This is a genomic window from Geomonas sp. Red32 (assembly GCF_023652955.1).
Classification (GTDB): Bacteria; Desulfobacterota; Desulfuromonadia; order Geobacterales; family Geobacteraceae; genus Geomonas.
The window spans coordinates 1-22,090 of the sequence record NZ_JAKLOY010000005.1; the positions used below are offsets into that span (position 1 = coordinate 1).

The following is a 22,090-nucleotide window of genomic DNA, read 5'->3' on the forward strand; positions in this document are numbered from 1 at the left end:
CACCGGAGCAAGCTCCGGATCCCGTTCGACTTGCATGTGTTAAGCACGCCGCCAGCGTTCGTTCTGAGCCAGGATCAAACTCTCCAGTTTAAAATAAAAACCGAAAGCTCGATTCTGTTTAACAAAAACAACTGACTTAAATAGACCCACAATGTGATTCGTCTACTATTTAGTTTTCAAAGACCAAGATCGCCGCTCGTTGCGGCAGACTTCGCAATCTACACAAACCAGACTCGACTGTCAACCGATTTTTTTCTCGGCTGGAAGTTTTTCTTAGCGACTCTCAGAGGCGAAACCTTAGAGAGAGCAAACCAAACTCCTGAACCGTCGAGCTATTTGGATTTGAGAGAACGTTGCTGCGAAGTCAAACTTTATAACAGAGAGGCTTTCGACTGTCAACCTCTTTTTTTACCGCCGTGACCGTTTTTGTTTCCCGGTCAGTAGCGAGGTGTGGTTATAGCAAATGGTCGGAGCAGGGTCAACGGGTTTATTGTTAGTTTTTGTTCAGACCAATTTAAAGACACCTAAGGGATCAGAAGGGAAAGAAAAAGGGGACAGGCACCTTCTTGCGAAGGAGCCTGTCCCCTTGATTGATCAGTGTCGCGGAGCTGACAGACTACGACAGTTTTACTTTGGCGAAGCGGCGCTTGCCTACCTGAATAACGTATTCGCCGGCACCGAGCTCGGCGGTGTCGTCGGCGATCTTTTCGCCGTCAACTTTGACGCCCCCGCCCTGGATGGAACGACGCCCTTCCCCACCGGACTTCACCAACCCGGCAGTCGCCAGAATCTTGAAGATAGGCATGCGCTCGCCTTCAAGGGCAATGGCTACTTCTTCCAGGTCTTCAGGGGTCTGGTTGTCACGGAAACGCTTGATGAAGTTCTCGTCGGCTTGGACGGCCGCGTCGGCACCGTGGTACCGCCCTACCATCTCCCGGGCAAGCTTCTTCTTGGCTTCCATCGGGTGGACGTTGCCGTTCTTAAGACCAACCTTCAGCTCTTCCAGCTCGACCAGGCTCATGTCGCTCAACAGCTCATAGTAACGGAGCATCAGCTCGTCGGAGATCGACATCACCTTGCCGTAGATCTCATCGGCGGGCTCGTTGATCCCGATGTAGTTGCCAAGCGACTTGCTCATCTTATTGACGCCGTCGAGACCTTCCAGAAGGGGCATGGTCAAAACGGTCTGGGGGGTCTGCCCCCACTCGCGCTGCAGCTCGCGGCCCACCAGCAGGTTGAACTTCTGGTCGGTACCGCCGAGCTCGACGTCGGCCTTAATGGCGACGGAGTCGTATCCCTGCACGAGCGGGTACATGAACTCGTGAATGGAGATCGGCTGCTGGTTGGAGAATCGATTGCTGAAGTCCTCGCGCTCGAGCATCCTCGCCACCGTATACTTCGAAGCCAAGGCGATCATATCGGAGGCGGACATCTTACCGAGCCAATCCGAGTTGAACACGACCTTGGTGATCTTGGGATCCAGGATCTTGAACACCTGCTCCTTATAGGTCTCGGCGTTCTTGAGGACGTCTTCGCGGCTCAGGACTTTCCTGGTCTCGGACTTGCCGGTCGGGTCTCCGATCATACCGGTGAAGTCGCCGATCAGGAAATATATCTCGTGGCCGAGCTGCTGGAACTGACGCAGCTTGTGCAGGAGCACCGTGTGACCCAGGTGAAGGTCGGGTGCGGTCGGGTCGAACCCCGCTTTGATCTTGAGAGGCACGCCGGTCTTGACCGACTTCTCGAGTTTCTCGACGAGCTCCTTCTCTACCAGGATCTCGACGGCCCCCCTCTTGATTACTTCCATCTGCTCGGCGACACTCTTCACGCTACTACCCTCCAAGGCGTTATGTCTTAACCGGTGACCGGTGAGACTCTGCTTCCTGGCCCGGGGCCAGACATCCCCATCCGCACCCTGCCCCCCCCCTTAAGGGAGGGGGACCAAGGCACTATTCACCGGCAGGTCAGGAGCCGCAGGGGATGTTTATTCTTTCGATGCCGAGTGCGAGACCGGTGGTCTCGTCTATGTCGATAACGACGGCATTGATCCGGATGTCCTTCTTGGCGATCTCGAATTTGGCGGGACGCTGGGTGACGAACTTGTAAATCGGCTCTTCCTTCTTCACCCCGATCACCGAATCGAAGGCGCCGGTCATACCGACGTCGGTGATGTAGGCGGTGCCGGCGGTCAGGACCCTCTCATCGGCAGTCTGGACATGGGTATGGGTCCCAACCACTGCCGAGACGCGTCCATCCAGGTACCACCCAAGCGAGGTTTTCTCCGACGTCGCCTCTGCATGGAAATCCACGAAGACGATCGGCGTCTCTTCCTTCAGTTTGGCAACCTCCCGGTCGGCGCAGCGAAAGGGGCAATCAAGGCTGTTCATAAACACCCGTCCCTCAAGGTTCAGGATGCCGATCTTCACTCCACCTGGCGTACGGGCGATGGTGGCGCCGTGCCCGGGGGTGCCTTCCGGGTAGTTGGCCGGCCGCACGATCTTGTCGGAGCGGCTGATGTACTCGACCGCCTCCCTCTTGTCCCAGATATGGTTACCGGAGGTAAGGACGTGAATGCCGCACTTGAAGAGATCCTGGGCGGTCTCGGCGGTAAGGCCGAATCCGCCTGCGGCATTCTCCCCGTTGGCGATCACCAGATCCACGTAATGGCGATCGACGATCCGGTGCAACTCCCGGGAAAGGGCTTCGCGGCCGGGCTTCCCGATGATGTCGCCTATGAACAGCAGCTTAACGGGCATATTCGGTTGCCCTGGTTTCCCTTATCACATTGACCTTGATCTGGCCGGGATACGTCATTTCGGTCTCGATCTTCTTGGCGATGTCCTTGGCCAAGACGATGGCACGATCGTCGCTCACCGTGTCGGAGGAGACCATGACGCGGATCTCGCGGCCGGCCTGGATGGCGAAGGAGTTGAGGACGCCGTCGAACGAGGTGGCGATTCTCTCCAGGTCGTCCAGACGTTTCACGTAGGTTTCCATCATCTCCCGGCGTGCACCCGGGCGTGCTCCGGAGAGCGCGTCGGCCGCCTGCACCAGGACAGCCAGCACGCTGGCCGGCTTCTCGTCTTCGTGGTGGGCCATGATGGCATGGATGATCTTGGGGGACTCGCCGTACTTCTTGGCGATCTCCGCGCCGATGACCGCGTGGGAACCTTCCACCTCGTGGTCGACCGCCTTGCCGAGGTCATGGAGAAGACCGGCGCGCTTGGCCTGCTTGACGTTGATCCCGAGCTCGGCGGCCATGATCCCGCAGAGGAAGGCGACTTCCAGCGAGTGCTGGTAGACGTTCTGGCTGTAGGAGGTCCGGTATTTGAGGCGGCCGATCAGCTTGAGGATCTCCGGGTGGATGCCGTGGACGCCGAGGTCGAAGGCAGCCTGATCGCCGGCCTCCTTCATCGCCTGGTCGATCTCCTCCTGGCTTTTGGCTACCACCTCCTCGATGCGGCCCGGATGGATACGGCCGTCGGCGATCAGCTTCTGGAGGGAGAGTTTGGCCACCTCGCGGCGGACCGGATTGAAACCGGAGAGGATGACCGCCTCCGGAGTATCGTCGATGATGAGGTCGATGCCGGTAGCGGCTTCCAGCGCCCTGATGTTACGCCCTTCGCGGCCGATGATGCGCCCCTTCATCTCGTCCGAGGGGAGAGCAACCACCGACACGCTCCTCTCGGCTACGTACTCGCCTGCGTAACGCTGCATGGCCAGGGCCAGGACCTCTTTCGCCTTCTTGTCGGCGGTGGCACGGGCCTCTTCTTCCATGGTGCGGATCAACTTGGCGACGTCCAGTTTGGCCTCGTCCTCCATGGCGTCCATGAGGACCTTCTTGGCCTCCACCGAGGTCATCCCGGCGATCTGCTCCAGCTTGGCCCTCTGTTCGTTCACCAGGTTGTCGAGCTTCTCCTCTTTCTGGACCAGGGACTGCTCTTTGCTGGTCAGGGACTGCTCGCGCCCCGCCAGGGACTGTTCGCGCTTGAGGAACTCGGTGTCGCGCTGATCGAAGAGGTTGGTCTTTTTATCGAGATTGTCTTCCTTCTGCTGGAGGCGTTTCTCCAGGTTTTGCAGCTCTTTCCGTTTCTCGGATGTTTCCAGTTCGAACTGGCGCTCCATCTCCTCTTTGGCCTGGTAGACGGCGTCCTTGGCCTGTACCGCCGCTTCCATGGCCATCACTTCGGTCTGCCGCTTGGCATCCTCGATCATTTTGGCGGCCAGCGTCTCGGCGTTGGCGACCAGAGAATCGGAAAGCTTCTTACGCAGCAGGTTGCCGATGAAGTATCCGACACCTGCCGCCACGAGCACCAATAGTATGGTGATTGTAATGTCAATTTTCACGTGGTTCCCCCTCACATATATTGTTGTTAACGCGAACCAGCCTGACCTCGGTGACGACTACATCCATCGTCACGTCATGCGGCTCGCCGACTATCTCTGCCACAAGCTGAAAATCATAGCAAAAACCGACCAGTCTCCCCGTCCTCTCCAGAGTGTGAAGCGTGCGGTCGTAAAATCCCTTTCCGTAACCGATCCTTCTGCCGCAGATGTCAAAGGCCACCCCCGGCACCACGATCAGGTCGGCCTTCAGCACGTCGAAGGGAGCGCCGACCGGCTCCGGGATGCCGAACTTCCCCCGGACCAACTCCTCAAGGGATGCTACCTCGCGGAACTGGAGGTCTTCCCCGACGACGGCGGGGTAGAGCAGCTTCTTACCGGCAGCCAAAGCGGCCTGGGCCACGAGGTCGGTGCGAACCTCGCCGTGGACCGGCGCATAGGAGGCGACCGAACGGGCCTCGAGGAACTCCGGGAGCTCGAGGAAACGACGCTGCAGCGCGGCACTGTGCGAAGCGACCTGCTCGGCAGTCATCTCCCGGCGCCGGGACAACGCGGCGGCTCTCAGGGACCGTTTTGGCATCGATCGAAATTTCCCGTAGTTAAACGGCAGTGGACCGGGCGTGAACGCCCGTTGAGACAGGACTCTTTTGGGAGGGGAGTGCGGCTGGAGTGTTGGGTGAGCTACTTGACGGTGGTGATAGAAGGCTCGCGTTCAAATAATCGCAATTGAACTCTATATCAAATCGGCCATTAACCTCTAGACGTATGGAACTTAAGCGCCATCAGGCTACCTATCAACAATCGTAAGAAGACAGCTTCTTTCGAGGTAATCAGTCAAGTGTACTACCGTAATCTGCCAAACCGCTATATGTTGAAATCTCCCGTGAGAGACCCGAAACTACACTGCGTTATCGACACGGCCTATGAGGGAAGAGATTCTCTCCCGGCAGCTAAGCCGTTCTTCTTCAAGTTGTTTCTGCGATGCGAGGTACGCCTCGGCCAGGTTCATCAGGGTCAGGATCACTACCAGTTGGTGATCGCCGCTGGAAACCGCCTCGGTTGCCTCGGCAAGCTTCTCGTTGACCAGGGACTCGACCTGTGCCACATGCTCAGGGGTAGAGGTACTTTTGACCTGGAGCTCTCTCCCTAAAACCCTGATGCAGTGCGAGACGACCAAGTTATCAGACCCCTTCCAGTCTCTTGAGGATCGAGTCGAGCTTGACCTTGAAGTCTACCCGCTCCCCGCTCAGACGCTTGTTCTCCTCGTGCAGTCTCACGTTCTCGAGCTTCAGCTCCTCGATCACGTTGACCAGAGAATCAATACGCCCCTCCAATTCATTAAACAATTCAACGGTCATAATTCACCTATTGCGGCGGATATTATGCAATAAGTACGTAAAAGTCAAGGATTACTCGAAAAGAGCCTCCACGAACTGGACCGGATCGAACTCCCGAAGATCCTCGACCGACTCGCCAACCCCAATGAAACGGACCGGAAGCGCGTATTCATGACTTACCGCTACTACGATCCCCCCTTTGGCGCTGCCGTCGAGCTTGGTCAGCACCACGCCGGTTACGTCGGCGGCTTCCTTGAAAAGCTTGGCCTGGGAGAGGGCGTTTTGGCCGGTGGCGGCATCGAGGACCAGCAGCGTTTCGTGGGGGGCGTCGGAGATCTCGCGGGTCAGCACGCGGCGGATCTTCTTCATCTCCTCCATCAGGTTCACCTTGGTGTGCATACGTCCGGCGGTATCGATGATGAGGACATCGCTGCCGCGGGCCACGGCGGCCTTGCAGCCGTCGAAGACTACCGCGGATGGGTCGGCACCTTCTTTGTGCTTCACGATGTCCGCCCCGACCCGCGTGGCCCACAGCTCCAATTGGTCGGCGGCAGCGGCACGGAAGGTGTCGGCGGCGGCGAGCAGGACCTTCTTACCCTCGCCGGTGTAACGGGCGGCGAGTTTGCCGATGGTGGTGGTCTTGCCGACGCCGTTGACGCCGATCACCATGATGACAAAAGGTTTCTTCCCTTCCACCACCAGGGGCGCGGCATGAGCCTCCAGGCGGAGCTGGATCTCATCTTTGAGGGCCTTCTTAAGGGCGGCGCCGTCGGAGAGTTCGTTTCTTTTCAGGCGCTGCTCGAGGGTGCGGACCAGGTCGACGGTGGTTTTCACCCCGAGATCGGCGGTTATGAGGATTTCTTCCAGCTCCTCGAGCGTGTCGGTGTCGATCTGCTTTTTGCCGAGCAGCAGGGCATCGACCCGCCCGACGATGCTTTCGTGGGTTTTACTGAGACTTTTCTTGAGGCGCTCGAAGAAGCTCGGCTTGGCCTGCTCCTTCGGGGGCTCTACTGGTACCGGCGGCACGGCCGGCAAAGGCGACGGAACCGGAGTCGACTGCGGAGCAGGAGGTGCGGAGTCCGGCCTGGTGGACGCCGGGGGGACCGGGGGGGCGGTGAAGAGGCTGTCGTCGGGACGGGCAGCGGCAGACGGCACGGTGGCCGGCGGCTGGATGGGCTCCGCAGGCGCGGACGCTTCGCCCGGCTCCTGGCCGGTCTCTGCGGAAGGCGCGTCCTCCTTCGGCTCCTCCTGGCCCAGGCCCAACTTCTTCAGAAAGCCTTTGAAAAAGCCCTTGTTCTCTTCGGCCATCAGTATATCTCCTTCTCCAGCAGCCCGGAGACCTCCCGGAAGGAGCGAAGCGCCTGCAGCGGCAGGGCTTGCGGTCCGAGCGTCATCACCAGCGCGTACTCGGCACCGATGGCTCCCACTATGGCATGCTGTTCGTCGGTTGTAATCAGGCTCTCCTGAACCTGTCCGGCAGCGTACTTCTCATGCAACGTCTTAAGGCGGGTAAGGAGTATTCCCCAGTGGGCGGCAGTCACCTTCATCTCGAACGGGTCCCCCTGGCAGTGCTGCTCCACGGCTTCCCCTTCCCAATCGGCCAGGATCGCCCCGGTGGCACCCGGCACGGCCTCGACAAGGTTAGTCAGAAGTTGTTTGAAAGGCAAGTTCCACTCCTAAAGAAAATTGAGCAGCGCTAGCAGTTGAGGCGTACGGAAACCAGCTTCGACACCCCTGGCTCTTCCATGGTGACGCCGTACAGAGTATCGGCGACCGCCATCGTAGCCCGGTTGTGGGTGATGATGATGAACTGGGAGGTGGCACTCATCTCACGGACCATGTCGTTGAAACGGCCGATGTTGGCGTCGTCCAGCGGCGCATCAACCTCGTCCAGCAGACAGAAGGGGGACGGCTTGATCAGGAAGATCGAGAAGATCAGCGCGACCGCGGTGAGCGCCTTCTCCCCCCCGGAGAGGAGCGACACGTTCTGCAGCTTCTTGCCCGGGGGCTGAACGATAATGTCCAGGCCGGTGGTGAGGAGATCCTCCTCGTCGGTCAGCCTGAGCTCCGCCTGACCGCCGCAGAAAAGGCGCGGGAAAACGGTCTGGAACTTCTCGTTCACCAGGTTGAAGGTCTCCAGGAAGCGCCTGCGGGTGGTCCGGTTGATCTTCTGGATTGCCTTCTGCAAGGCCCCCATCGATTCTTCGAGGTCGTCGCGCTGCTCGGAAAGGAAGTTGAAGCGCTCCTCCATCTGCTTGAACTCCTCGATGGCCATCAGGTTAACCTCGCCCATCTCGTCGACCGCCTTTTGCAGCTCGGCCTGACGGGAACCTTTCTCCGCCTCGTCCCACTCCATCGGCGCGTAGGTGGCAAGCGCCTCGGCGACCTCCATCCGGTACTTCTCGCGGAGGGTCTCTTCCAGGTGGGCGAGCCTCATCCCCGCTTCTGAGAGTTTCAGGTTCTTTGCGGAGAGCTCGTCGCGGACCGAGGCGACATCACCGCGGACCACCTTGACCCGCATCTCCTCCTCGCGCACGGTCTCCGACTCTCCCTCGTAGCGGTCTTTAATCTTGGCAAGCGCCTGCTCGCTTTCGATCTGCCGGGCAATGATCTTTTCGAGCTCGACTTCCCCCTGCTTGATCGTCTCGACGAGGCGGACGCGATCGGTACCGGCCCCTTCCAGTTCCTTGCTCCGGCTGGCAATGCGATTCCTGAGGTCGGCGCACAGTCCTTCCACCCGCTGGTGGGCCCTCTGGGCGGACTCCCCCTTCTCCTTCAGGGCGGCGACCCGCACCTTGAGAGAGGTGACCAGTTCGCGCGCCTCCTCCATCTCGAAGCGTGCACCTTCCAGCCTGCGCTGCAGCTCCTCGACCCTAACCTCGATGCCTCGCTTCTGCTCGTCGGCCTGCGACTTCTTGGTGTCGGCCTGGGCCAGCTCTCGGGAGACCAGGGACTGCTCTTCGCTTAACTGGTCCTCTTCCATCTCCCTGACGGCCGCGTTCTCTTCGATCCGGCGGCACTCGGCGCCGGCGCTCTGGAGATCCTTCTGGGTGTCGAGGATCTTCATCTCCAGGCGGTGCAGCTGCTGCCTCAATTCGCCGCGCTCGATTTCGGCGTCGGCCATCTCCGTGCGCCGCTTTTCCCGAGCATCGGTCAGATCCTGCACTTCCCCGGTCAGCCGTTCGACTTCGGCACCGAGAGTCTTGATCTCGCGCTTCTTGTGAATGATCCCCTGCTGGGCGGATTCGGAGGAGCCCCCCTGGACGATGCCGCCGGTGTGGGCGAGATCCCCCTCCAAGGTTACGAAGGTGCAGGTGGGGAAGGCCGCCGAGAGGGTGACCGCCTGGGCGAGATCGGTAACGAGATAGGCGCCGGAGATAAGGGGGATAACCAGGGAGGCCAGATCGGCCGGTACCTGGACACGGTCGGTCAGCGGAGTGGCACCTTTGGGCTTGTCGCCGTTAAGGTGGCACCAGGGAGCGGCGGTGACAAAGCTGCAGCGTCCGCCGGAGCTTCCTTTGAGATGGGCCACGGCCTCCAAGGCAACATCGGCGGAAGGGGTGAGGAGGTACTGTAGCCGTTCGCCGAGCACCGACTCCAGGGCGACCTCGCACTCCTCGTCAACCTCCAGGGCGTCGGCCAGCATAGTAAAGGAGGTTCCGTGGAAGGCCTCGGCGGTGAGCAGGTTGCGGACACCCTGTCCATAGCCGGCGAACTGGGCTTCGAGCTCCTGTAAGGATTTCAAACGGGAAGCCGCGGCAGAAAGCTGGTCACGGCGCTGCTGCAGCAATTTGTCCCCCGCCTCCTGGGCCTGCTTCAACTCGGCCTCGCGGGCAGTGACGACGGTTAGTTCTTCCTGGGCCTCGCTTTTTCGAGTGGTGAGTTTGGCCGCCTCATCCTTCAAGGTGTCGGCCTTGGCTGCCGCCTCCATCAGCCGCTCTCCCAAAAGCACACGCTCGCGCGAGCTTGCCTGCAGCCGCTCGGCGATGCTGGAAAGGCGCTTGGCAGCGGCCTGGTGCTGGTTGTTGGCCTGGGCGGACTCGGACAGGACGGTGAAAAGGGCGCGGCGAGCCTCTTCCAGCTCCCGGCTCACCCCCCCCTCGCTCGCCGCCATCTCGTCGAGGAGTGCTTCCCGGGCCTCGAGCGACTCGCTCTCGCGCGAGACTTCTTCGAGGTAAGAACCGCGCTGCTGCAAGAGGGTAGAAAGTTCCAGCTCGGCCTGGGCGAGCTGGTCCTTGAGCCCCTGCAACTCTTCCTGGAATCGTTCGCCCTGTCGGTCCAGGTTGGCGAGTTCACGGCGCTGGAAGTCGAGGCGGTTTTCGCCACCTTGCAGCTCGCTTTTCCACTTGAAGATATCTTCCTGGGCCGCGGCCAGTTCCTTCTCGGTTTCCAGCAGCCGGACCTTCTTCTCCTCGATGGTAAGCTCACCCTCCTGGAGGAGGGCCGAGAGCCGGCTCCCCTTCACCTCGAGCTCGGCGATCTCCTTTTCGAGGGTGCGGCGCTCCTTGTCGACCACGCCGTAACCCTTGGCGGCGAAGAGCAGCTCGATTTCACGGAGCTCCTGCCTGAGCTCGCGGAACTTCTCCGCCTTCTTGGCCTGGCGCTGCAGGGCGTTCATCTGCCGCTTGATCTCGGAGATGATGTCGCCGATCCTGAGGAGGTTCTGCTTGGTCGCCTCGATCTTCTTGAGGGCGACCACCTTTCTGGCCTTGAACTTGGTGACTCCGGCGGCCTCCTCGATGAGGAAACGGCGCTCTTCGGGCTTGGCGTGGAGGATCATCCCGATCTTCCCCTGCTCGATGATCGAGTAGGCGCGGGCACCGATACCGGTGTCCATGAAGAGTTCGGCGATGTCCAAAAGTCGGCAGGGGGTCTTGTTCAGAAGGTATTCGCTGTCTCCGTTTCGGTAGAGGCGGCGGGTAACCTGGATTTCGGCGAAGTTGAGATACTTGGCGGGGACGCGGCCGTCCTCGGTGGAGAAGAAAAGAGAGACCTCGGCCATGCCCAAAGGCTTCCTGAACTCGGTGCCGTTGAAGATGATGTCTTCCATCGCCTTGCCGCGGAGGTTCTTGGCGGACTGTTCACCCATCACCCAGCGGATGGCGTCGCATACGTTGGACTTGCCACAGCCGTTGGGGCCGACGACTCCCGTGATGTTCTGGTTGAAGTCGAGGGAGACCTTGTCCTGGAAGGATTTGAAACCTTGGATTTCTAGGCGTTTGATCTTCATTAGCCGGACATACTAACAGAGAGGGGGTTTTAATGTAAAGGTAAAGATAACAGCGCGGCAGATCCGCACCGTGATCGGCAGATTCGGTTCGTCTCCCCCCTTGTTAAAGGAGGGCTGGGGGGCATTGCTTTCAAGCGGGGAATCTACGGCTTGCCCCCCCCTCCCCCCCTGTAACAAGGGGGAAAGTTGGTGCGAGCCCTTAAAAAGAGGGAGATTTCAGAGGGGCGTTAAACAGTGGGTTGGAAACAAAAAGAGGCACGGTTTCCCGTGCCTCTTCGTTGCTTCTTGATCAAACCAGAGATTACTCTTCGGTCTTCTCCTCGGTAGCCTCGGCCGGAGCCTCGGTGGCTTCTGCCGGAGCGGTCTCGACCGGAGCAGCCTCGGCCTTGGCGGCTTTGGGAGCCTTGGCCGGCTTGGCGGCGGCTTTCTTCGGCTTCATCTCTGCTTCGACGAGCTCGAGGATGGAAACCGGAGCGGTGTCGCCCGGGCGGATGCCGAGCTTGATGATCCTGGTGTAACCGCCGGGACGCTCGGCATAGCGGGGAGCGATTTCAGTGAAAAGCTTGGTCACAACCTTTTTGTCGCGGATATAAGCGGCAGCCTGCCTGGTCGCGTGAAGGTCGCCCTTCTTGCCGAGGGTGATCATCTTCTCGGCGATGGAGCGAAGCTCCTTGCACTTGGCATCGGTCGTGGTGATCTTTTCGTGCTCAAGGAAAGAGGTGACCATGTTCCTGAACATGGCGATCCTGTGACTAGTGGTCCTGCCGAATCTTCTACCTGCGCTGTTGTGACGCATATCGTTTCACTTCCTTTCAATCTATAAATGAAGTCGTAAGACTATTCTTCCTTCTGCTCGCCCCTCAGGCGCCTCATGATCTCCGGATCCGGGAAGTTGTCGAGCTTCATCCCGAGGGTGAGCCCCATGTCGACCAGGATATCTTTGATCTCGTTGAGAGACTTGCGGCCGAAGTTCTGGGTCTTCAGCATCTCGGCTTCGGTCCGGGAGACCAGTTCGCCGATCAGCTTGATCCCGGCATTCTTCAGGCAGTTGGCGGAACGCACCGACAGCTCGAGCTCGTCTACCGAGCGGTAGAGGTTCTCGTTGAAGCGCTCGCGCTCCTCTTCCGGTTCGGCCTCCTCCTGGGGCTCCACGTCCTCATCGAAGTTGATGAAGATGGTGAGCTGGTCCTTGAGGATCTTGGAAGCGAAAGCCACGGAATCCTGCGGCTTCACGCTGCCGTCGGTCCAGACTTCCAGGGTCAGCTTGTCGTAGTCGGTGATCTGACCGACACGGGCGTTGGTGACCGTGAAGTTGACCTTGTGGACCGGAGAGAAGATGGCGTCGATGGGAATGGTTCCCACCGGAGCCTTCTCGTCGCGGTTGCGGTCGGCCGGAACGTAACCCTTGCCGACTTTGACCACCATGTCCATCTCGAGATTCGCGTCCTTGGAGCAGGTCGCGATATGGTGCTCCGGATTCAGAATCTCAACGTTCTGATCGGTGATGATATCCTTCGCTTTGACGACGCCTTCGCCCTTCTGGACGATGCGGACCATCCTCGACTCGTTACCGTGCACCTTGAGGCGCACGCCTTTGAGGTTGAGGATGATGTCGGTCATATCTTCGGTGACACCCGGGACGGCCGAGAACTCGTGCAGTACCCCTTTGGCCTTCACCGACACGATGGCGGCACCCTGGAGGCTGGAAATCAGCACGCGGCGCAGGCCGGTACCCAGAGTGGTGCCGAAGCCCCTTTCGAAAGGCTCGGCGAAAAACTTGCCATAAGTATTGGTGAGCGTTTCTGTCTCAACCTGGAGCTTCTTCGGTCTGATCAGATCGCGCCAGTTTCTATACATTTAGTTCCCCCTGTATCGGTTGTGCACCCTTTACTTGGAGTAGAGCTCGACGATCAGCTGCTCCTGGATCGGCATGGTGATGTCTTCGCGGACCGGCATGTTCTTCACGGTGCCTTTGAAGGTATCCTTGTCGAGTTCCAGCCACTGGGGCATGCCCCTGCGCACGACGGCCTCGAGGGACTCGCTGATGACAGCAATCTTGCGGCTCTTCTCGCGGAGCTGGATGACGTCGCCGGTCTTCACCTGGATGGAGGGGATGTTAACCTTCCGGCCATTGAGGGTGAAGTGGCTGTGACGAACGAGCTGACGAGCCTCGGTGCGGGAGGAGGCGAAACCGAGACGGTAAACCACGTTGTCGAGCCTTCTCTCCAGGATGAACAGCAGGTTCTCGCCGGTGACCCCTTTCTGGCGGTCGGCCTGCTCGAAGTAACCGCGGAACTGGTTCTCGAGGATGCCGTAGACGCGGCGGACTTTCTGTTTCTCACGGAGCTGAACCCCGTAATCGGAAACTTTAATGCGACCCTGGCCGTGCTGGCCCGGCGGGTAGCTCCTTCTCTTGATTGCGCATTTATCAGTAAAGCAGCGCTCACCTTTGAGATAGAGCTCCACACCTTCGCGCCTGCAAAGCCTGCAATCAGGCCCAGTATACCTAGCCAATGAAGACCTCCTATATTCCTAACTGATGGTTCGTAACTCCAGGTGCCGTAAAACGGGACCTAGACTCTTCTTCTCTTCGGGGGACGGCAGCCGTTGTGCGGAATCGGGGTGACGTCGCGGATGAAGCTCACCGAGAAACCGGCAGCCTGGAGGGCGCGCAGGGCGGATTCGCGGCCGGAGCCGGGACCCTTCACGTAGACCTCGATGGTGCGCATGCCGTGCTCCTGAGCCTTCTTCGCGGCATCCTCGGCAGCCATCTGGGCGGCAAACGGGGTGCTCTTCCTGGAGCCTTTGAAGCCTTTGGCCCCGGAGGTGCACCAAGCCACCACGTTACCGACCGGGTCGGTGATGGTGATCATGGTATTGTTGAAGGTAGCCTGGATGTGGGCCACCCCGTTGGGAATATTCTTTTTCTCTTTTTTCTTCTTAACGACCTTCTTAGCCGGGCTCGCCATTATTCCTCCAGAACCTTATTTCTTCTTACCAGCGACCGTACGAGCCGGCCCTTTTCTGGTACGTGCATTGGTCTTGGTGCGCTGACCGCGGCACGGGAGACCTTTCCTGTGACGAAGACCGCGGTAGCAACCGAGATCCATGAGGCGCTTGAGGCTCATGGAAATATCACGGCGCAGGTCACCCTCGACCTTGACGCTCTTGTCGATGTAGTCCCTGATTTTCGAGACCTCAGCCTCAGTCAGGTTGTCGCAACGGGTGTTGAAATCAACACCAGTCGCTTTGAGAATTTCCTGGGAAAGAGACCTGCCGATACCATAAATATAGGTAAGCGCGATCTCGATTCTCTTAGTTTTCGGTAGGTCTACCCCTGCGATACGTGCCAATGCCCGCTCCTCCTAATGGAATACTCTTTAGCCCTGTCTCTGTGAATGCTTCGGAGTTTCGCAGATAACCCTGACGATACCCTTACGCTTGACAATTTTGCACTTCACACAGATCTTCTTAACAGATGCCCTAACTTTCATCTTTAGTTTCCTCTCAAAACGTAGTGCTGTCTCAAATTTGGGTGAGGATCCGGGGCCCCTTTGCAGTGATGGCCACGGTGTGCTCAAAATGCGCCGACAGGCCGCCGTCACAGGTGACAGCCGTCCACCCGTCATCAAGCACCCTGACTTCGAATCCCTTCTCGTTGATCATCGGCTCAATGGCCAGTACCATACCTGGCTTCAACTTGGGCCCCTTCCCCGGGGCGCCGAAGTTCGGAATCTGCGGTCCTTCGTGAAGCTCTTTGCCGATGCCATGACCGACGAAATCCCTCACCACCGAAAACCCGCGGGATTCGACGCAGGATTGGACCGCGTGAGCCAGGTCGGAAAGCCGGTGGTCCGGGTCGCAAAGCTCGATGGCCCGGTAAAGCGACTCCTCGGTTGCCTTCAAGAGCCTTGAGGCCGACTCAGAGACCGCCCCCACTGCAACGGTGATTGCCGCGTCCCCGTAGAAACCGTCGTAGACGACGCCGTAGTCGAGGCTGACGATATCGCCGGGTTTCAGAACCCGTGCGGAGGGAAACCCATGAACCACCTGCTCGTTGACGGAGCAGCAAAGCGAAAAAGGGAACCCGCTGTAGCCCTTGAAAGCCGGTTTGGCCTTCCTCTTCAACGCCTCCCTTTCGGAATACGCATCGAGCTCCAGCAGAGTCACCCCGGGAGCGACCATCTCTCTCAGCCCGGCGAGCACCTCCGCAACGATCCTGCCGGCGGAGGCCATCTTCTCGATCTCGGCCGGAGACTTGAGGACGATCACCTTAGGATCCTTGGATCCGGGAGACGATGTCGGCCTGGATCCCCTCAACCGTCCCGAGCCCGTTGACCGAGCGGAGAAGGCCGCACGACTCGTAGTAGGCGATCAGGGGAGCAGTCTGCTCCTCGTACACCGCGAGCCTTTTCAGAATGGTTTCTTCTTTATCGTCCTCGCGCTGGAACAGCTCGCCACCACAGGCGTCGCAGACACCGGCCACCTTGGCGGGGGCGAAATCGACATGGAAGACGGCTCCGCACTTGGCGCAGGCGCGGCGGCCAGTGAGACGTTTCAAGAGCTCACCCTTATCCACCGACAGCGAGATAACGTGGTCGATCTTCCTACTCATGCCGGAGAGGACCTGCCCGAGCGCGTCGGCCTGGGCCACAGTCCTCGGGAAACCGTCTAGGATGAACCCCTCGGCGCAATCCGCCTGGACCAGCCTCTCCTCGACGATACCAATCACCACGGCATCGGGAACCAGTGCGCCGGAGTCCATGTACCCCTTGGCCTTGACCCCCATGGGAGTCTGGTCCTTAACGGCAGCCCGCAGTATATCGCCAGTGGATATCTGCGGGATCCCGTACTTCTCGATCAGCAATTTCGCCTGGGTGCCCTTGCCAACGCCGGGGGGGCCCAGGAGTATCAGGTTGGTCATCGAGGTTTATCTCCTGCCCTGGATTCGAACGCCCTTCATGAACCCCTCGTAGCTCCTGGTGATCAGGTGAGCCTCGATCTGGGCCAAGGTGTCCATGCCGACCCCCACCGCAATGAGGAGCGCGGTGCCGCCGAAGTAGAACGGAAGGTTAAACTTGCCGATCAGGATCGAGGGAAGCACGCAGACGGCCGAGATGTAGATGGCCCCAGCGAAGGTCAACTTGGTGAGCACCGCATCGAGGAAGTCGGAGGTCTCCTTGCCAGGACGGATGCCCGGGACGTAGCCCCCCTGCTTTTTCACGTTATCGGCGACGTCAACAGGGTTGAAAGTGACAGCCGTGTAGAAATAGCAGAAAAAGATGATAAAGGCAACATAAAAGATGTCGTAAACCAGCCGCCCCGGAACGAGCATCTTGGAGACCTGCTGCACCCAGGGTACGTTGATGAAATTGCCAACGGTCGCCGGGAACATGATGATCGAGGAGGCGAAGATCGGCGGAATAACCCCCGCCATGTTCACCTTCAAGGGAAGGTGCGAGCTCTGGGCCCCCACCGTCTTCAGCCCCACCACCCGTTTTGCGTAGTGGATCGGGATCCTTCTCTGGCCGCGCTCGATGAAGACCACGGCGGCGATGACCACGAACATGACTGCACAGACCAGGATGAGCACCAGCACGTTAAGCTCGCCGGTACCGATCAGGCGGAAGCTGTTGCCGATAGCGGTCGGGATGCGGGCCACGATGCCGGCAAAGATGATCAGCGAGATACCGTTGCCGATCCCCTTCTCGGACATCTGCTCGCCGAGCCACATGATGAAGGCGGTCCCTGCGGTCAGGGTAATCACGGTCATCAGACGGAAGCTCCAGCCGGGGTTCGGGACGACCAGCTCACCGGCCGGACCGCGCATGGCCTCGAGGCCGATGGAGATGCCGAAGGCCTGGACCACCGACAGCACGATGGTACCGTAGCGGGTGTACTGGATGATCTTCTTGCGGCCGGCGTCGCCCTCCTTGGAGAGCTTCTCGATGGCCGGAACCACCACGGTCAGCAGCTGGAAGATAATGGAGGAGGAGATGTACGGCATGATGCCGAGAGCGAAGACTGCCAGTTTCTCGAGAGCCCCACCGGAAAACATGCCAAACATCCCAAGCAGAGTGCCCTGGGCTGCTTTGAAGAAATGGGACAGCGCCTGGGCATCGATGCCCGGGGTCGGTATATGACAACCGACCCTGTACACGGCCAGCATGGCCAGCGAAAACAGCACTCTCTTCTTAAGCTCGGGAATCTTGAAAATGTTCTGGAAGGCTTCTATCAAGACTAGATCTCCTCGATGCTCCCACCTGCAGCAGTGATTTTTTCACGGGCGGCGCCGCTGAATTTGCTGGCCTTGACGGTCAGGGCACGGGTCACGTCGCCGGTAGCGAGGACTTTGATGCCGTCGCAGACATCGGAGACGATGCCGGCTTTCAGGAGTGCCTCGGCGTCGACCACGGAGCCGGCTTCGAAGACTTCGAGCTGGCAGAGGTTCACCAGTGCGTAGACCTTCTTGGTGAGCGGGGTGAAGCCGCGTTTCGGGAGACGGCGATGCATCGGCATCTGGCCACCCTCGAAACCGAACTTGATGCTGCCGCCGGAGCGGGCTTTCTGGCCTTTGTGACCCTTGGTAGCGGTCTTGCCGTGGCCGGAGCCGGTGCCCCTGCCGATGCGCTTCCTATCTTTGGAGGCCCCGATGGCCGGTTTTATGGTATTCAATTCCATTTTTATCACCTTTAGGGAATTACTCTTCGACTCGAACCAGATGAGCGACCTTGTTGATCATCCCGCGTACTTCCGGGGTATCCTGCAGGGTCACGGTCTTCTCGCGCTTGGTGAGCCCCAGGCCCAGGAGACGGTTTTTCACCCTCTCCGGCTGACCGATGTGGCTCTTGATCAGGGTAACCTTGACTTCAGACATGTTTCAGCTCCTTGACGGCTTCTATTCGGTGACGCCGCGGCGAGCCATCAGCTCTTCCGGGGTCTTCAGCTTGGCCAGGCCCGCAAAGGCGGCCTTGACCACGTTGTGCGGGTTGTTGGAACCCAGGCACTTCGCGAGAATGTTGTGCAGACCCGCGGACTCGAAGACGGCGCGGGCAGCACCGCCGGCGATCACGCCGGTACCGGGGGAAGCCGGCATCATGAGCACCCTGCCGGCGCCGAAGTGGCCCAGCATCTCGAACGGGATAGTCTGGCCGGCTACGATGGGAACCTTGATCAGGTTCTTCTTAGCCTGCTCGACGCCCTTACGGATCGCCTCGGGGACCTCGTTGGCCTTGCCCAGGCCGTAGCCCACCACGCCGTTACCGTCGCCGACCACCACGAGAGCGGAGAAGCTGAACCGACGGCCACCCTTGACAACCTTGGCAACGCGGCTGATATGGACGACCCTGTCGGTAAGATTTAATTCACTGGCATTGATCTTAAGCAAACCTATTCCTCCTTACCTGCCCTAGAAGAGCAGACCGTTTTCGCGTGCGGCTTCAGCCAGAGCTTTGATCCTACCGTGGTAGAGGAACCCGTTACGGTCGAAGACGACCGTTTTGATGTCCTTCTCGAGGGCCTTCTTGGCGATGGCGGCGCCGACCTTGGCGGCTGCCTCGACGTTGCCGGTGTAGTCCAGTCCTTCAGCCACCTCGCCCATAACGGTGGAGGCGGCAACCAGGGTGGCGCCGGTGGTATCGTCGATCAGCTGTGCGTATATGTGGCGTGCGCTCTTGAAGACGTTCAGTCTGGGACGTTCCGGCGAACCGGTGACCTTTTTCCTGACCCTGGTCTGTCTTTTAAGACGGGCGGCCTGTTTTTTTTGGGCGAGAGAACTCAAGGCACTTCTCCTTAGCTATTTGCTATTTTTTACCGGTCTTACCGGCTTTTCTCAGAATGGTCTCGTCAGCGTACTTGATGCCTTTCCCTTTGTAGGGCTCCGGACCACGGAAGTCGCGGATCTTGGCAGCAGTCTGACCGACCAGCTCCTTGTCGATACCTATCACTTTCAGCTTGGTCATCTTGTCGACTTCGACGCTGATGCCCGCCGGAAGCTCGAAGTTGATCGGGTGGGAGTAACCCAGGGAAAGGTTCAGCACGTTCCCTTTGGCCTCGGCACGGTAACCAACGCCGTTGATCTCGAGGGCGGTCTCGAACCCTTTGGAAACCCCAATCACCATGTTGTTGATGAGGGTCCTGGTCAGGCCGTGGGCAGCGCGGCTCTTGGTGGAGTCGTCGGCGCGGCCGACCGTGATCTGGCCCTCGGCCACTACCACGGAGACGGCATCCATCACCGAGCGGGAGAGTTTGCCTTTCGGCCCCTCAACCTTGATCTCCGGCGCGTTGTATATGACTTTCACCCCCGCAGGGATCGCGATGGGAAGTTTTCCAATCCTAGACATGCAAAGCTCCTTAAAGCGAAAATAACTACCAGACCGTGCAGAGCACTTCGCCGCCGATGTTCAGCTCGCGAGCAGTCTTGTCGGTGATGAGCCCTTTGGAGGTCGACAGCACGGCGATGCCCAGTCCGTTTTTCACCTTCTGGATCTTGTCGGCGTTGACGTAGACCCGGCCGCCCGGCTTGCTGATCCTCTTGATCTCGTTGATGACGGGTTCCTTCTCGTCGATGAACTTGAGGTACACCCGCAGGATCCCCTGCTTGCTGTCCGCAATCACCTTGAAGTTCTTGATGTACCCCTCGGCGCGCAGCACGGTGGCGAGGCTGACCTTCAGGTTGGACGAGGGGATGTCAACTTTCTGGTGTTTTGCCATACCAGCGTTCCTGATTCTGGTCAGCATGTCGGCTACTGGATCTGTCATGCACATATCGAAACTACTCCTTATTCCTTGAGTCTGTTACCAGCTGGATTTGATGACGCCCGGGATCTGGCCGAGGTTAGCGAGCTTCCTCAGGCAGATACGGCACATGTCAAATTTCCGGTAGTAAGCTCTGGGACGGCCGCACAAGGGGCAGCGGTTACGCTCGCGAACCTTGAACTTGTTCCCTCTCTGAGCCTTTATGATCATCGATGTCTTAGCCACGGACTTCCTCCCAACTCTCTTTTAGTTTCTGAACGGGAGTCCCAGGAGCTTAAGAAGCGCCTTGCCTTCCGCGTCGGTCTTTGCAGTGGTCACGATGGTGATGTTGAGACCCTTGATCTTGTCCACCTTGTCGTAATCGATCTCAGGGAAGATGAGGTGCTCTTTGATGCCCAGGGAGTAGTTCCCTTTGCCGTCAAAGCCCTTGCCGGAGATCCCTTTGAAGTCGCGTACGCGCGGCAGCGACACGGAGATCAGGCGGTCAAGGAACTCGTACATCTTCTCGCGGCGCAGCGTCACGGCGCAGCCGATCGGCATCCCCTGGCGGAGCTTGAAGCCCGCGATGGACTTCTTGGCCTTGGTGATGACCGGTTTCTGGCCCGCGATGGCGGCCAGCTCTTCCACGGCCGAATCGAGGATCTTCACGTTCTGGATCGCCTCGCCAAGGCCCATGTTCAGGACGATCTTGGTGATCTTGGGGACTTCCATCACGTTCTTGTAGTTCTGGTCCTTGATAAGCTGCGGGACCATTTCCGTATTGTAAAGCTCAGCTAGCCGTGCCATTCAAATCCTCCAAAACTATTTATCAAAGGACTCGCCGCATTTGACACAGCAGCGCGCCTTCTTGCCGTCTTCCAGGACGGTTACCTTGGTCCGCACGGGCTTGCCGCACTTCTCGCACAGGAGCATCACGTTGGAGATGTGGACCGGAGCCTCTTTCTCCACAATGCCCCCCTGCTCGGAACCGCGAGCCTTGGTGTGGCGCTTGATCATATTGATCCCTTCGACGATAACGCCGTCCTTCTTGGGAACAATGGAAACCACCTTGCCGCTCTTGGACTTATCCTTGCCCGAGATCACCACGACGGTATCGTTCTTCTTGACATGTAACTTTTTGCCCAGCATCGTTATTCTCCAGGATCTTGTTAGAGTACCTCGGGGGCGAGGGAGATGATCTTCATGAACTTCTTAGCGCGAAGTTCCCTGGCCACCGGTCCGAAGATACGGGTACCGACCGGCTCGCCGGCGTTGTTGATCACGACGCCCGAGTTGGTGTCGAAGCGGATGTAGGAACCGTCGGGACGGCCCACGGCCTTGGCGGTGCGGACCACCACGGCTTTCACCACGTCGCCCTTCTTCACCTTGGCGTTCGGGATGGCCTCCTTGACCGAGGCGACGATGATGTCGCCAATCCCGGCATAGCGTCTCTTGGAGCCGCCGAGCACCTTGATGCAAAAGAGCTTCTTGGCGCCGGAGTTATCGGCCACATCCAGTATTGTCTGCATCTGAATCATTGTAAACTCCCAGCGAGCAGGACCTTGTTAGGCCTTGGACTCGATAATCTGTCTGATCTTCCAGCGCTTGTCCTTGGACATCGGGCGGGTCTCGACGATGAGCACCTTGTCGCCGATCTTGGCGGCGTTGACTTCGTCGTGCGCCTTGTACTTGGCCGAACGCTTGATGTATTTATTGTAGACGGGGTGCTTGACCAGACGGTCCACCTTGACGACGGCGGTCTTCTCCATCTTGTCGCTCACCACGATCCCGATCTGGGTTTTCCTGCTGCCTCTTTCGCTCATGGTATCTCTTACCCTCTTTTTTCGCGGAGTACGGTGTTCACCCTGGCGATGTCCTTCTTGAGAAGGGAAACTTTGGAAGTATTCTCCAGACGCCCGGTGTGGAGCTGAAACCTCACGGCGAAAAGCTCCTTGGTGAGTTCAGCGCTCTTGGCTTCGAGTTCGGCAGCCGTCGCGTTTTTCAGTTCACTAGCCTTCATTGTTTTCCATCCTTGAAATGAATTTCGTGGCCACGGGGAGCTTGTGGGCCGCCAGGCGGAATGCCTCGCGGGCTACTTCCTCGGTCACCCCTTCCATCTCGTACAGGACGCGGCCGGGCTTGATCACGCAGACCCAGCTGTCCGGCGAGCCTTTGCCTTTACCCATACGGGTCTCGGCGGGCTTGGCGGTCAGCGGCTTGTCCGGGAAGATGCGGATCCAGATCTTGCCGCCCCTTTTGATGTAGCGGGTCATGGCGATACGGCCCGCTTCGATCTGGCGGGAATCCAGCCAGCCGCACTCGGTAGCCTGCAGACCGAACTCGCCGAAGGCGAGCGACACGCCGCGCTGCGGGGTCCCGGTCATGCGACCTTTCATCTGCTTTCTATGCTTAACTTTCTTAGGCATTAACATCGCAAAAGACT

The 22,090-nt window shown here is 59.0% G+C and carries 31 protein-coding genes and 1 rRNA gene; all 32 read right to left on the reverse strand.

The genetic code is table 11. The annotated features are described in order from the left end of the window. Positions 1-90: ribosomal RNA gene (locus L4X63_RS13800) — 16S ribosomal RNA — on the reverse strand; the annotation flags it as partial. 526 nt (positions 91-616) lie between these two features. Further along, on the reverse strand, positions 617-1,807 hold the full coding sequence (gene tyrS, locus L4X63_RS13805; RefSeq protein WP_250679577.1) for a tyrosine--tRNA ligase: 1,191 nt from the start codon (positions 1,805-1,807) through the stop codon (positions 617-619). A 157-nt stretch (positions 1,808-1,964) separates the two neighbouring features. Then, entirely contained in the window at positions 1,965-2,756 is a 792-nt protein-coding gene (locus L4X63_RS13810) for a TIGR00282 family metallophosphoesterase (RefSeq protein ID WP_250679232.1), read from the reverse strand. Then, a complete protein-coding gene (gene rny / locus L4X63_RS13815) occupies positions 2,746-4,341 on the reverse strand; it encodes a ribonuclease Y (RefSeq protein WP_502799917.1) in 1,596 nt (531 codons plus the stop codon). The genes L4X63_RS13810 and rny overlap by 11 nt, the downstream gene beginning before the upstream one ends. Next, on the reverse strand, positions 4,337-4,924 hold the full coding sequence (locus L4X63_RS13820; protein WP_250679234.1) for a 5-formyltetrahydrofolate cyclo-ligase: 588 nt from the start codon (positions 4,922-4,924) through the stop codon (positions 4,337-4,339). The genes rny and L4X63_RS13820 overlap by 5 nt, the downstream gene beginning before the upstream one ends. Positions 4,925-5,242: 318 nt before the next feature. After that, positions 5,243-5,521, reverse strand: coding sequence for a cell division protein ZapA (locus tag L4X63_RS13825; RefSeq protein ID WP_284694641.1), 279 nt, complete (start codon positions 5,519-5,521; stop codon positions 5,243-5,245). Between the two features lie 4 nt (positions 5,522-5,525). Then, complete coding sequence (locus tag L4X63_RS13830) at positions 5,526-5,702, reverse strand: cell division protein ZapB (RefSeq protein ID WP_250679236.1); 177 nt, start codon at positions 5,700-5,702, stop codon at positions 5,526-5,528. 51 nt (positions 5,703-5,753) lie between these two features. Beyond that, positions 5,754-6,989, reverse strand: coding sequence for a signal recognition particle-docking protein FtsY (gene ftsY / locus L4X63_RS13835; RefSeq protein WP_250679237.1), 1,236 nt, complete (start codon positions 6,987-6,989; stop codon positions 5,754-5,756). Next, complete coding sequence (locus tag L4X63_RS13840; protein WP_250679238.1) at positions 6,989-7,348, reverse strand: roadblock/LC7 domain-containing protein; 360 nt, start codon at positions 7,346-7,348, stop codon at positions 6,989-6,991. The genes ftsY and L4X63_RS13840 overlap by 1 nt, the downstream gene beginning before the upstream one ends. A 29-nt stretch (positions 7,349-7,377) precedes the next feature. Further along, entirely contained in the window at positions 7,378-10,911 is a 3,534-nt protein-coding gene (gene smc, locus L4X63_RS13845; RefSeq protein WP_250679239.1) for a chromosome segregation protein SMC, read from the reverse strand. Positions 10,912-11,212: 301 nt separating this feature from the next. After that, a complete protein-coding gene (gene rplQ, locus L4X63_RS13850) occupies positions 11,213-11,707 on the reverse strand; it encodes a 50S ribosomal protein L17 (RefSeq protein WP_250679240.1) in 495 nt (164 codons plus the stop codon). 41 nt (positions 11,708-11,748) lie between these two features. Then, positions 11,749-12,768: a DNA-directed RNA polymerase subunit alpha gene (locus L4X63_RS13855; RefSeq protein ID WP_250679241.1), complete on the reverse strand. Its 1,020-nt coding sequence runs from the start codon at positions 12,766-12,768 to the stop codon at positions 11,749-11,751. 30 nt (positions 12,769-12,798) lie between these two features. Then, a complete protein-coding gene (rpsD, locus tag L4X63_RS13860) occupies positions 12,799-13,425 on the reverse strand; it encodes a 30S ribosomal protein S4 (RefSeq protein ID WP_250679242.1) in 627 nt (208 codons plus the stop codon). Positions 13,426-13,484: 59 nt separating this feature from the next. Continuing rightward, positions 13,485-13,880, reverse strand: a complete 396-nt coding sequence (gene rpsK / locus L4X63_RS13865; RefSeq protein ID WP_250679243.1) for a 30S ribosomal protein S11 — start codon at positions 13,878-13,880, stop codon at positions 13,485-13,487. Positions 13,881-13,895: 15 nt separating this feature from the next. Then, positions 13,896-14,264: a 30S ribosomal protein S13 gene (gene rpsM / locus L4X63_RS13870; RefSeq protein ID WP_250679244.1), complete on the reverse strand. Its 369-nt coding sequence runs from the start codon at positions 14,262-14,264 to the stop codon at positions 13,896-13,898. 27 nt (positions 14,265-14,291) lie between these two features. Beyond that, the gene (gene rpmJ / locus L4X63_RS13875; protein WP_012529389.1) at positions 14,292-14,405 is read right to left on the reverse strand and encodes a 50S ribosomal protein L36; all 114 of its coding nucleotides are present in this window, start codon (positions 14,403-14,405) and stop codon (positions 14,292-14,294) included. Between the two features lie 31 nt (positions 14,406-14,436). Then, positions 14,437-15,183, reverse strand: a complete 747-nt coding sequence (gene map, locus L4X63_RS13880; protein WP_250679245.1) for a type I methionyl aminopeptidase — start codon at positions 15,181-15,183, stop codon at positions 14,437-14,439. A gap of 1 nt (position 15,184) precedes the next feature. After that, positions 15,185-15,835, reverse strand: coding sequence for an adenylate kinase (locus L4X63_RS13885; RefSeq protein WP_250679246.1), 651 nt, complete (start codon positions 15,833-15,835; stop codon positions 15,185-15,187). A gap of 6 nt (positions 15,836-15,841) precedes the next feature. After that, a complete protein-coding gene (secY, locus tag L4X63_RS13890) occupies positions 15,842-17,149 on the reverse strand; it encodes a preprotein translocase subunit SecY (protein ID WP_250679247.1) in 1,308 nt (435 codons plus the stop codon). A 2-nt stretch (positions 17,150-17,151) separates the two neighbouring features. Further along, positions 17,152-17,592 (reverse strand): 50S ribosomal protein L15, encoded by a 441-nt coding sequence (gene rplO / locus L4X63_RS13895; RefSeq protein ID WP_250679248.1) that lies wholly within the window; start codon positions 17,590-17,592, stop codon positions 17,152-17,154. A 19-nt stretch (positions 17,593-17,611) separates the two neighbouring features. Further along, on the reverse strand, positions 17,612-17,788 hold the full coding sequence (gene rpmD, locus L4X63_RS13900; RefSeq protein ID WP_250679249.1) for a 50S ribosomal protein L30: 177 nt from the start codon (positions 17,786-17,788) through the stop codon (positions 17,612-17,614). A gap of 21 nt (positions 17,789-17,809) precedes the next feature. Beyond that, positions 17,810-18,298 carry a 30S ribosomal protein S5 gene (rpsE, locus tag L4X63_RS13905; RefSeq protein ID WP_250679250.1) on the reverse strand — a complete coding sequence of 163 codons (489 nt, stop codon included), beginning with the start codon at positions 18,296-18,298 and terminating at the stop codon, positions 17,810-17,812. A 21-nt stretch (positions 18,299-18,319) separates the two neighbouring features. Next, positions 18,320-18,691 carry a 50S ribosomal protein L18 gene (gene rplR, locus L4X63_RS13910; protein WP_250679251.1) on the reverse strand — a complete coding sequence of 124 codons (372 nt, stop codon included), beginning with the start codon at positions 18,689-18,691 and terminating at the stop codon, positions 18,320-18,322. Between the two features lie 22 nt (positions 18,692-18,713). Beyond that, the gene (gene rplF / locus L4X63_RS13915; protein ID WP_250679252.1) at positions 18,714-19,253 is read right to left on the reverse strand and encodes a 50S ribosomal protein L6; all 540 of its coding nucleotides are present in this window, start codon (positions 19,251-19,253) and stop codon (positions 18,714-18,716) included. Between the two features lie 25 nt (positions 19,254-19,278). After that, entirely contained in the window at positions 19,279-19,677 is a 399-nt protein-coding gene (rpsH, locus tag L4X63_RS13920; protein ID WP_250679253.1) for a 30S ribosomal protein S8, read from the reverse strand. 30 nt (positions 19,678-19,707) lie between these two features. Then, positions 19,708-19,893: a type Z 30S ribosomal protein S14 gene (locus L4X63_RS13925; protein WP_250679254.1), complete on the reverse strand. Its 186-nt coding sequence runs from the start codon at positions 19,891-19,893 to the stop codon at positions 19,708-19,710. 21 nt (positions 19,894-19,914) lie between these two features. Then, positions 19,915-20,454, reverse strand: coding sequence for a 50S ribosomal protein L5 (gene rplE, locus L4X63_RS13930; RefSeq protein ID WP_250679255.1), 540 nt, complete (start codon positions 20,452-20,454; stop codon positions 19,915-19,917). A 15-nt stretch (positions 20,455-20,469) separates the two neighbouring features. Next, the gene (gene rplX, locus L4X63_RS13935) at positions 20,470-20,796 is read right to left on the reverse strand and encodes a 50S ribosomal protein L24 (RefSeq protein ID WP_250679256.1); all 327 of its coding nucleotides are present in this window, start codon (positions 20,794-20,796) and stop codon (positions 20,470-20,472) included. Positions 20,797-20,816: 20 nt separating this feature from the next. Further along, on the reverse strand, positions 20,817-21,185 hold the full coding sequence (gene rplN / locus L4X63_RS13940; RefSeq protein WP_250679257.1) for a 50S ribosomal protein L14: 369 nt from the start codon (positions 21,183-21,185) through the stop codon (positions 20,817-20,819). Positions 21,186-21,212: 27 nt separating this feature from the next. After that, positions 21,213-21,470 carry a 30S ribosomal protein S17 gene (rpsQ, locus tag L4X63_RS13945; RefSeq protein ID WP_250679258.1) on the reverse strand — a complete coding sequence of 86 codons (258 nt, stop codon included), beginning with the start codon at positions 21,468-21,470 and terminating at the stop codon, positions 21,213-21,215. An 8-nt stretch (positions 21,471-21,478) separates the two neighbouring features. Next, the gene (gene rpmC / locus L4X63_RS13950) at positions 21,479-21,667 is read right to left on the reverse strand and encodes a 50S ribosomal protein L29 (RefSeq protein ID WP_250679259.1); all 189 of its coding nucleotides are present in this window, start codon (positions 21,665-21,667) and stop codon (positions 21,479-21,481) included. Then, positions 21,657-22,079, reverse strand: a complete 423-nt coding sequence (gene rplP / locus L4X63_RS13955) for a 50S ribosomal protein L16 (RefSeq protein WP_250679260.1) — start codon at positions 22,077-22,079, stop codon at positions 21,657-21,659. The genes rpmC and rplP overlap by 11 nt, the downstream gene beginning before the upstream one ends. Positions 22,080-22,090 lie beyond the last annotated feature (11 nt).

Bases quoted from the DNA above. Each gene is read 5' to 3' on its own strand.
- ftsY (WP_250679237.1), bottom strand. From the start codon at position 6,989: ATGGCCGAAGAGAACAAGGGCTTTTTCAAAGGCTTTCTGAAGAAGTTG.
- rplX (WP_250679256.1), bottom strand. From the start codon at position 20,796: ATGCTGGGCAAAAAGTTACATGTCAAGAAGAACGATACCGTCGTGGTG.
- L4X63_RS13855 (WP_250679241.1), bottom strand. From the start codon at position 12,768: ATGTATAGAAACTGGCGCGATCTGATCAGACCGAAGAAGCTCCAGGTT.
- rpsH (WP_250679253.1), bottom strand. From the start codon at position 19,677: ATGTGCATGACAGATCCAGTAGCCGACATGCTGACCAGAATCAGGAAC.
- L4X63_RS13885 (WP_250679246.1), bottom strand. From the start codon at position 15,835: ATGACCAACCTGATACTCCTGGGCCCCCCCGGCGTTGGCAAGGGCACC.
- rpmJ (WP_012529389.1), bottom strand. From the start codon at position 14,405: ATGAAAGTTAGGGCATCTGTTAAGAAGATCTGTGTGAAGTGCAAAATT.
- rpsK (WP_250679243.1), bottom strand. From the start codon at position 13,880: ATGGCGAGCCCGGCTAAGAAGGTCGTTAAGAAGAAAAAAGAGAAAAAG.
- smc (WP_250679239.1), bottom strand. From the start codon at position 10,911: ATGAAGATCAAACGCCTAGAAATCCAAGGTTTCAAATCCTTCCAGGAC.
- rplF (WP_250679252.1), bottom strand. From the start codon at position 19,253: ATGTCTAGGATTGGAAAACTTCCCATCGCGATCCCTGCGGGGGTGAAA.
- tyrS (WP_250679577.1), bottom strand. From the start codon at position 1,807: ATGGAAGTAATCAAGAGGGGGGCCGTCGAGATCCTGGTAGAGAAGGAG.
- L4X63_RS13810 (WP_250679232.1), bottom strand. From the start codon at position 2,756: ATGCCCGTTAAGCTGCTGTTCATAGGCGACATCATCGGGAAGCCCGGC.
- rplP (WP_250679260.1), bottom strand. From the start codon at position 22,079: ATGTTAATGCCTAAGAAAGTTAAGCATAGAAAGCAGATGAAAGGTCGC.
- rpsQ (WP_250679258.1), bottom strand. From the start codon at position 21,470: ATGAGCGAAAGAGGCAGCAGGAAAACCCAGATCGGGATCGTGGTGAGC.
- L4X63_RS13820 (WP_250679234.1), bottom strand. From the start codon at position 4,924: ATGCCAAAACGGTCCCTGAGAGCCGCCGCGTTGTCCCGGCGCCGGGAG.
- rpmD (WP_250679249.1), bottom strand. From the start codon at position 17,788: ATGTCTGAAGTCAAGGTTACCCTGATCAAGAGCCACATCGGTCAGCCG.
- rplE (WP_250679255.1), bottom strand. From the start codon at position 20,454: ATGGCACGGCTAGCTGAGCTTTACAATACGGAAATGGTCCCGCAGCTT.
- rpmC (WP_250679259.1), bottom strand. From the start codon at position 21,667: ATGAAGGCTAGTGAACTGAAAAACGCGACGGCTGCCGAACTCGAAGCC.
- rplN (WP_250679257.1), bottom strand. From the start codon at position 21,185: ATGATTCAGATGCAGACAATACTGGATGTGGCCGATAACTCCGGCGCC.
- rplQ (WP_250679240.1), bottom strand. From the start codon at position 11,707: ATGCGTCACAACAGCGCAGGTAGAAGATTCGGCAGGACCACTAGTCAC.
- rplO (WP_250679248.1), bottom strand. From the start codon at position 17,592: ATGGAATTGAATACCATAAAACCGGCCATCGGGGCCTCCAAAGATAGG.
- L4X63_RS13830 (WP_250679236.1), bottom strand. From the start codon at position 5,702: ATGACCGTTGAATTGTTTAATGAATTGGAGGGGCGTATTGATTCTCTG.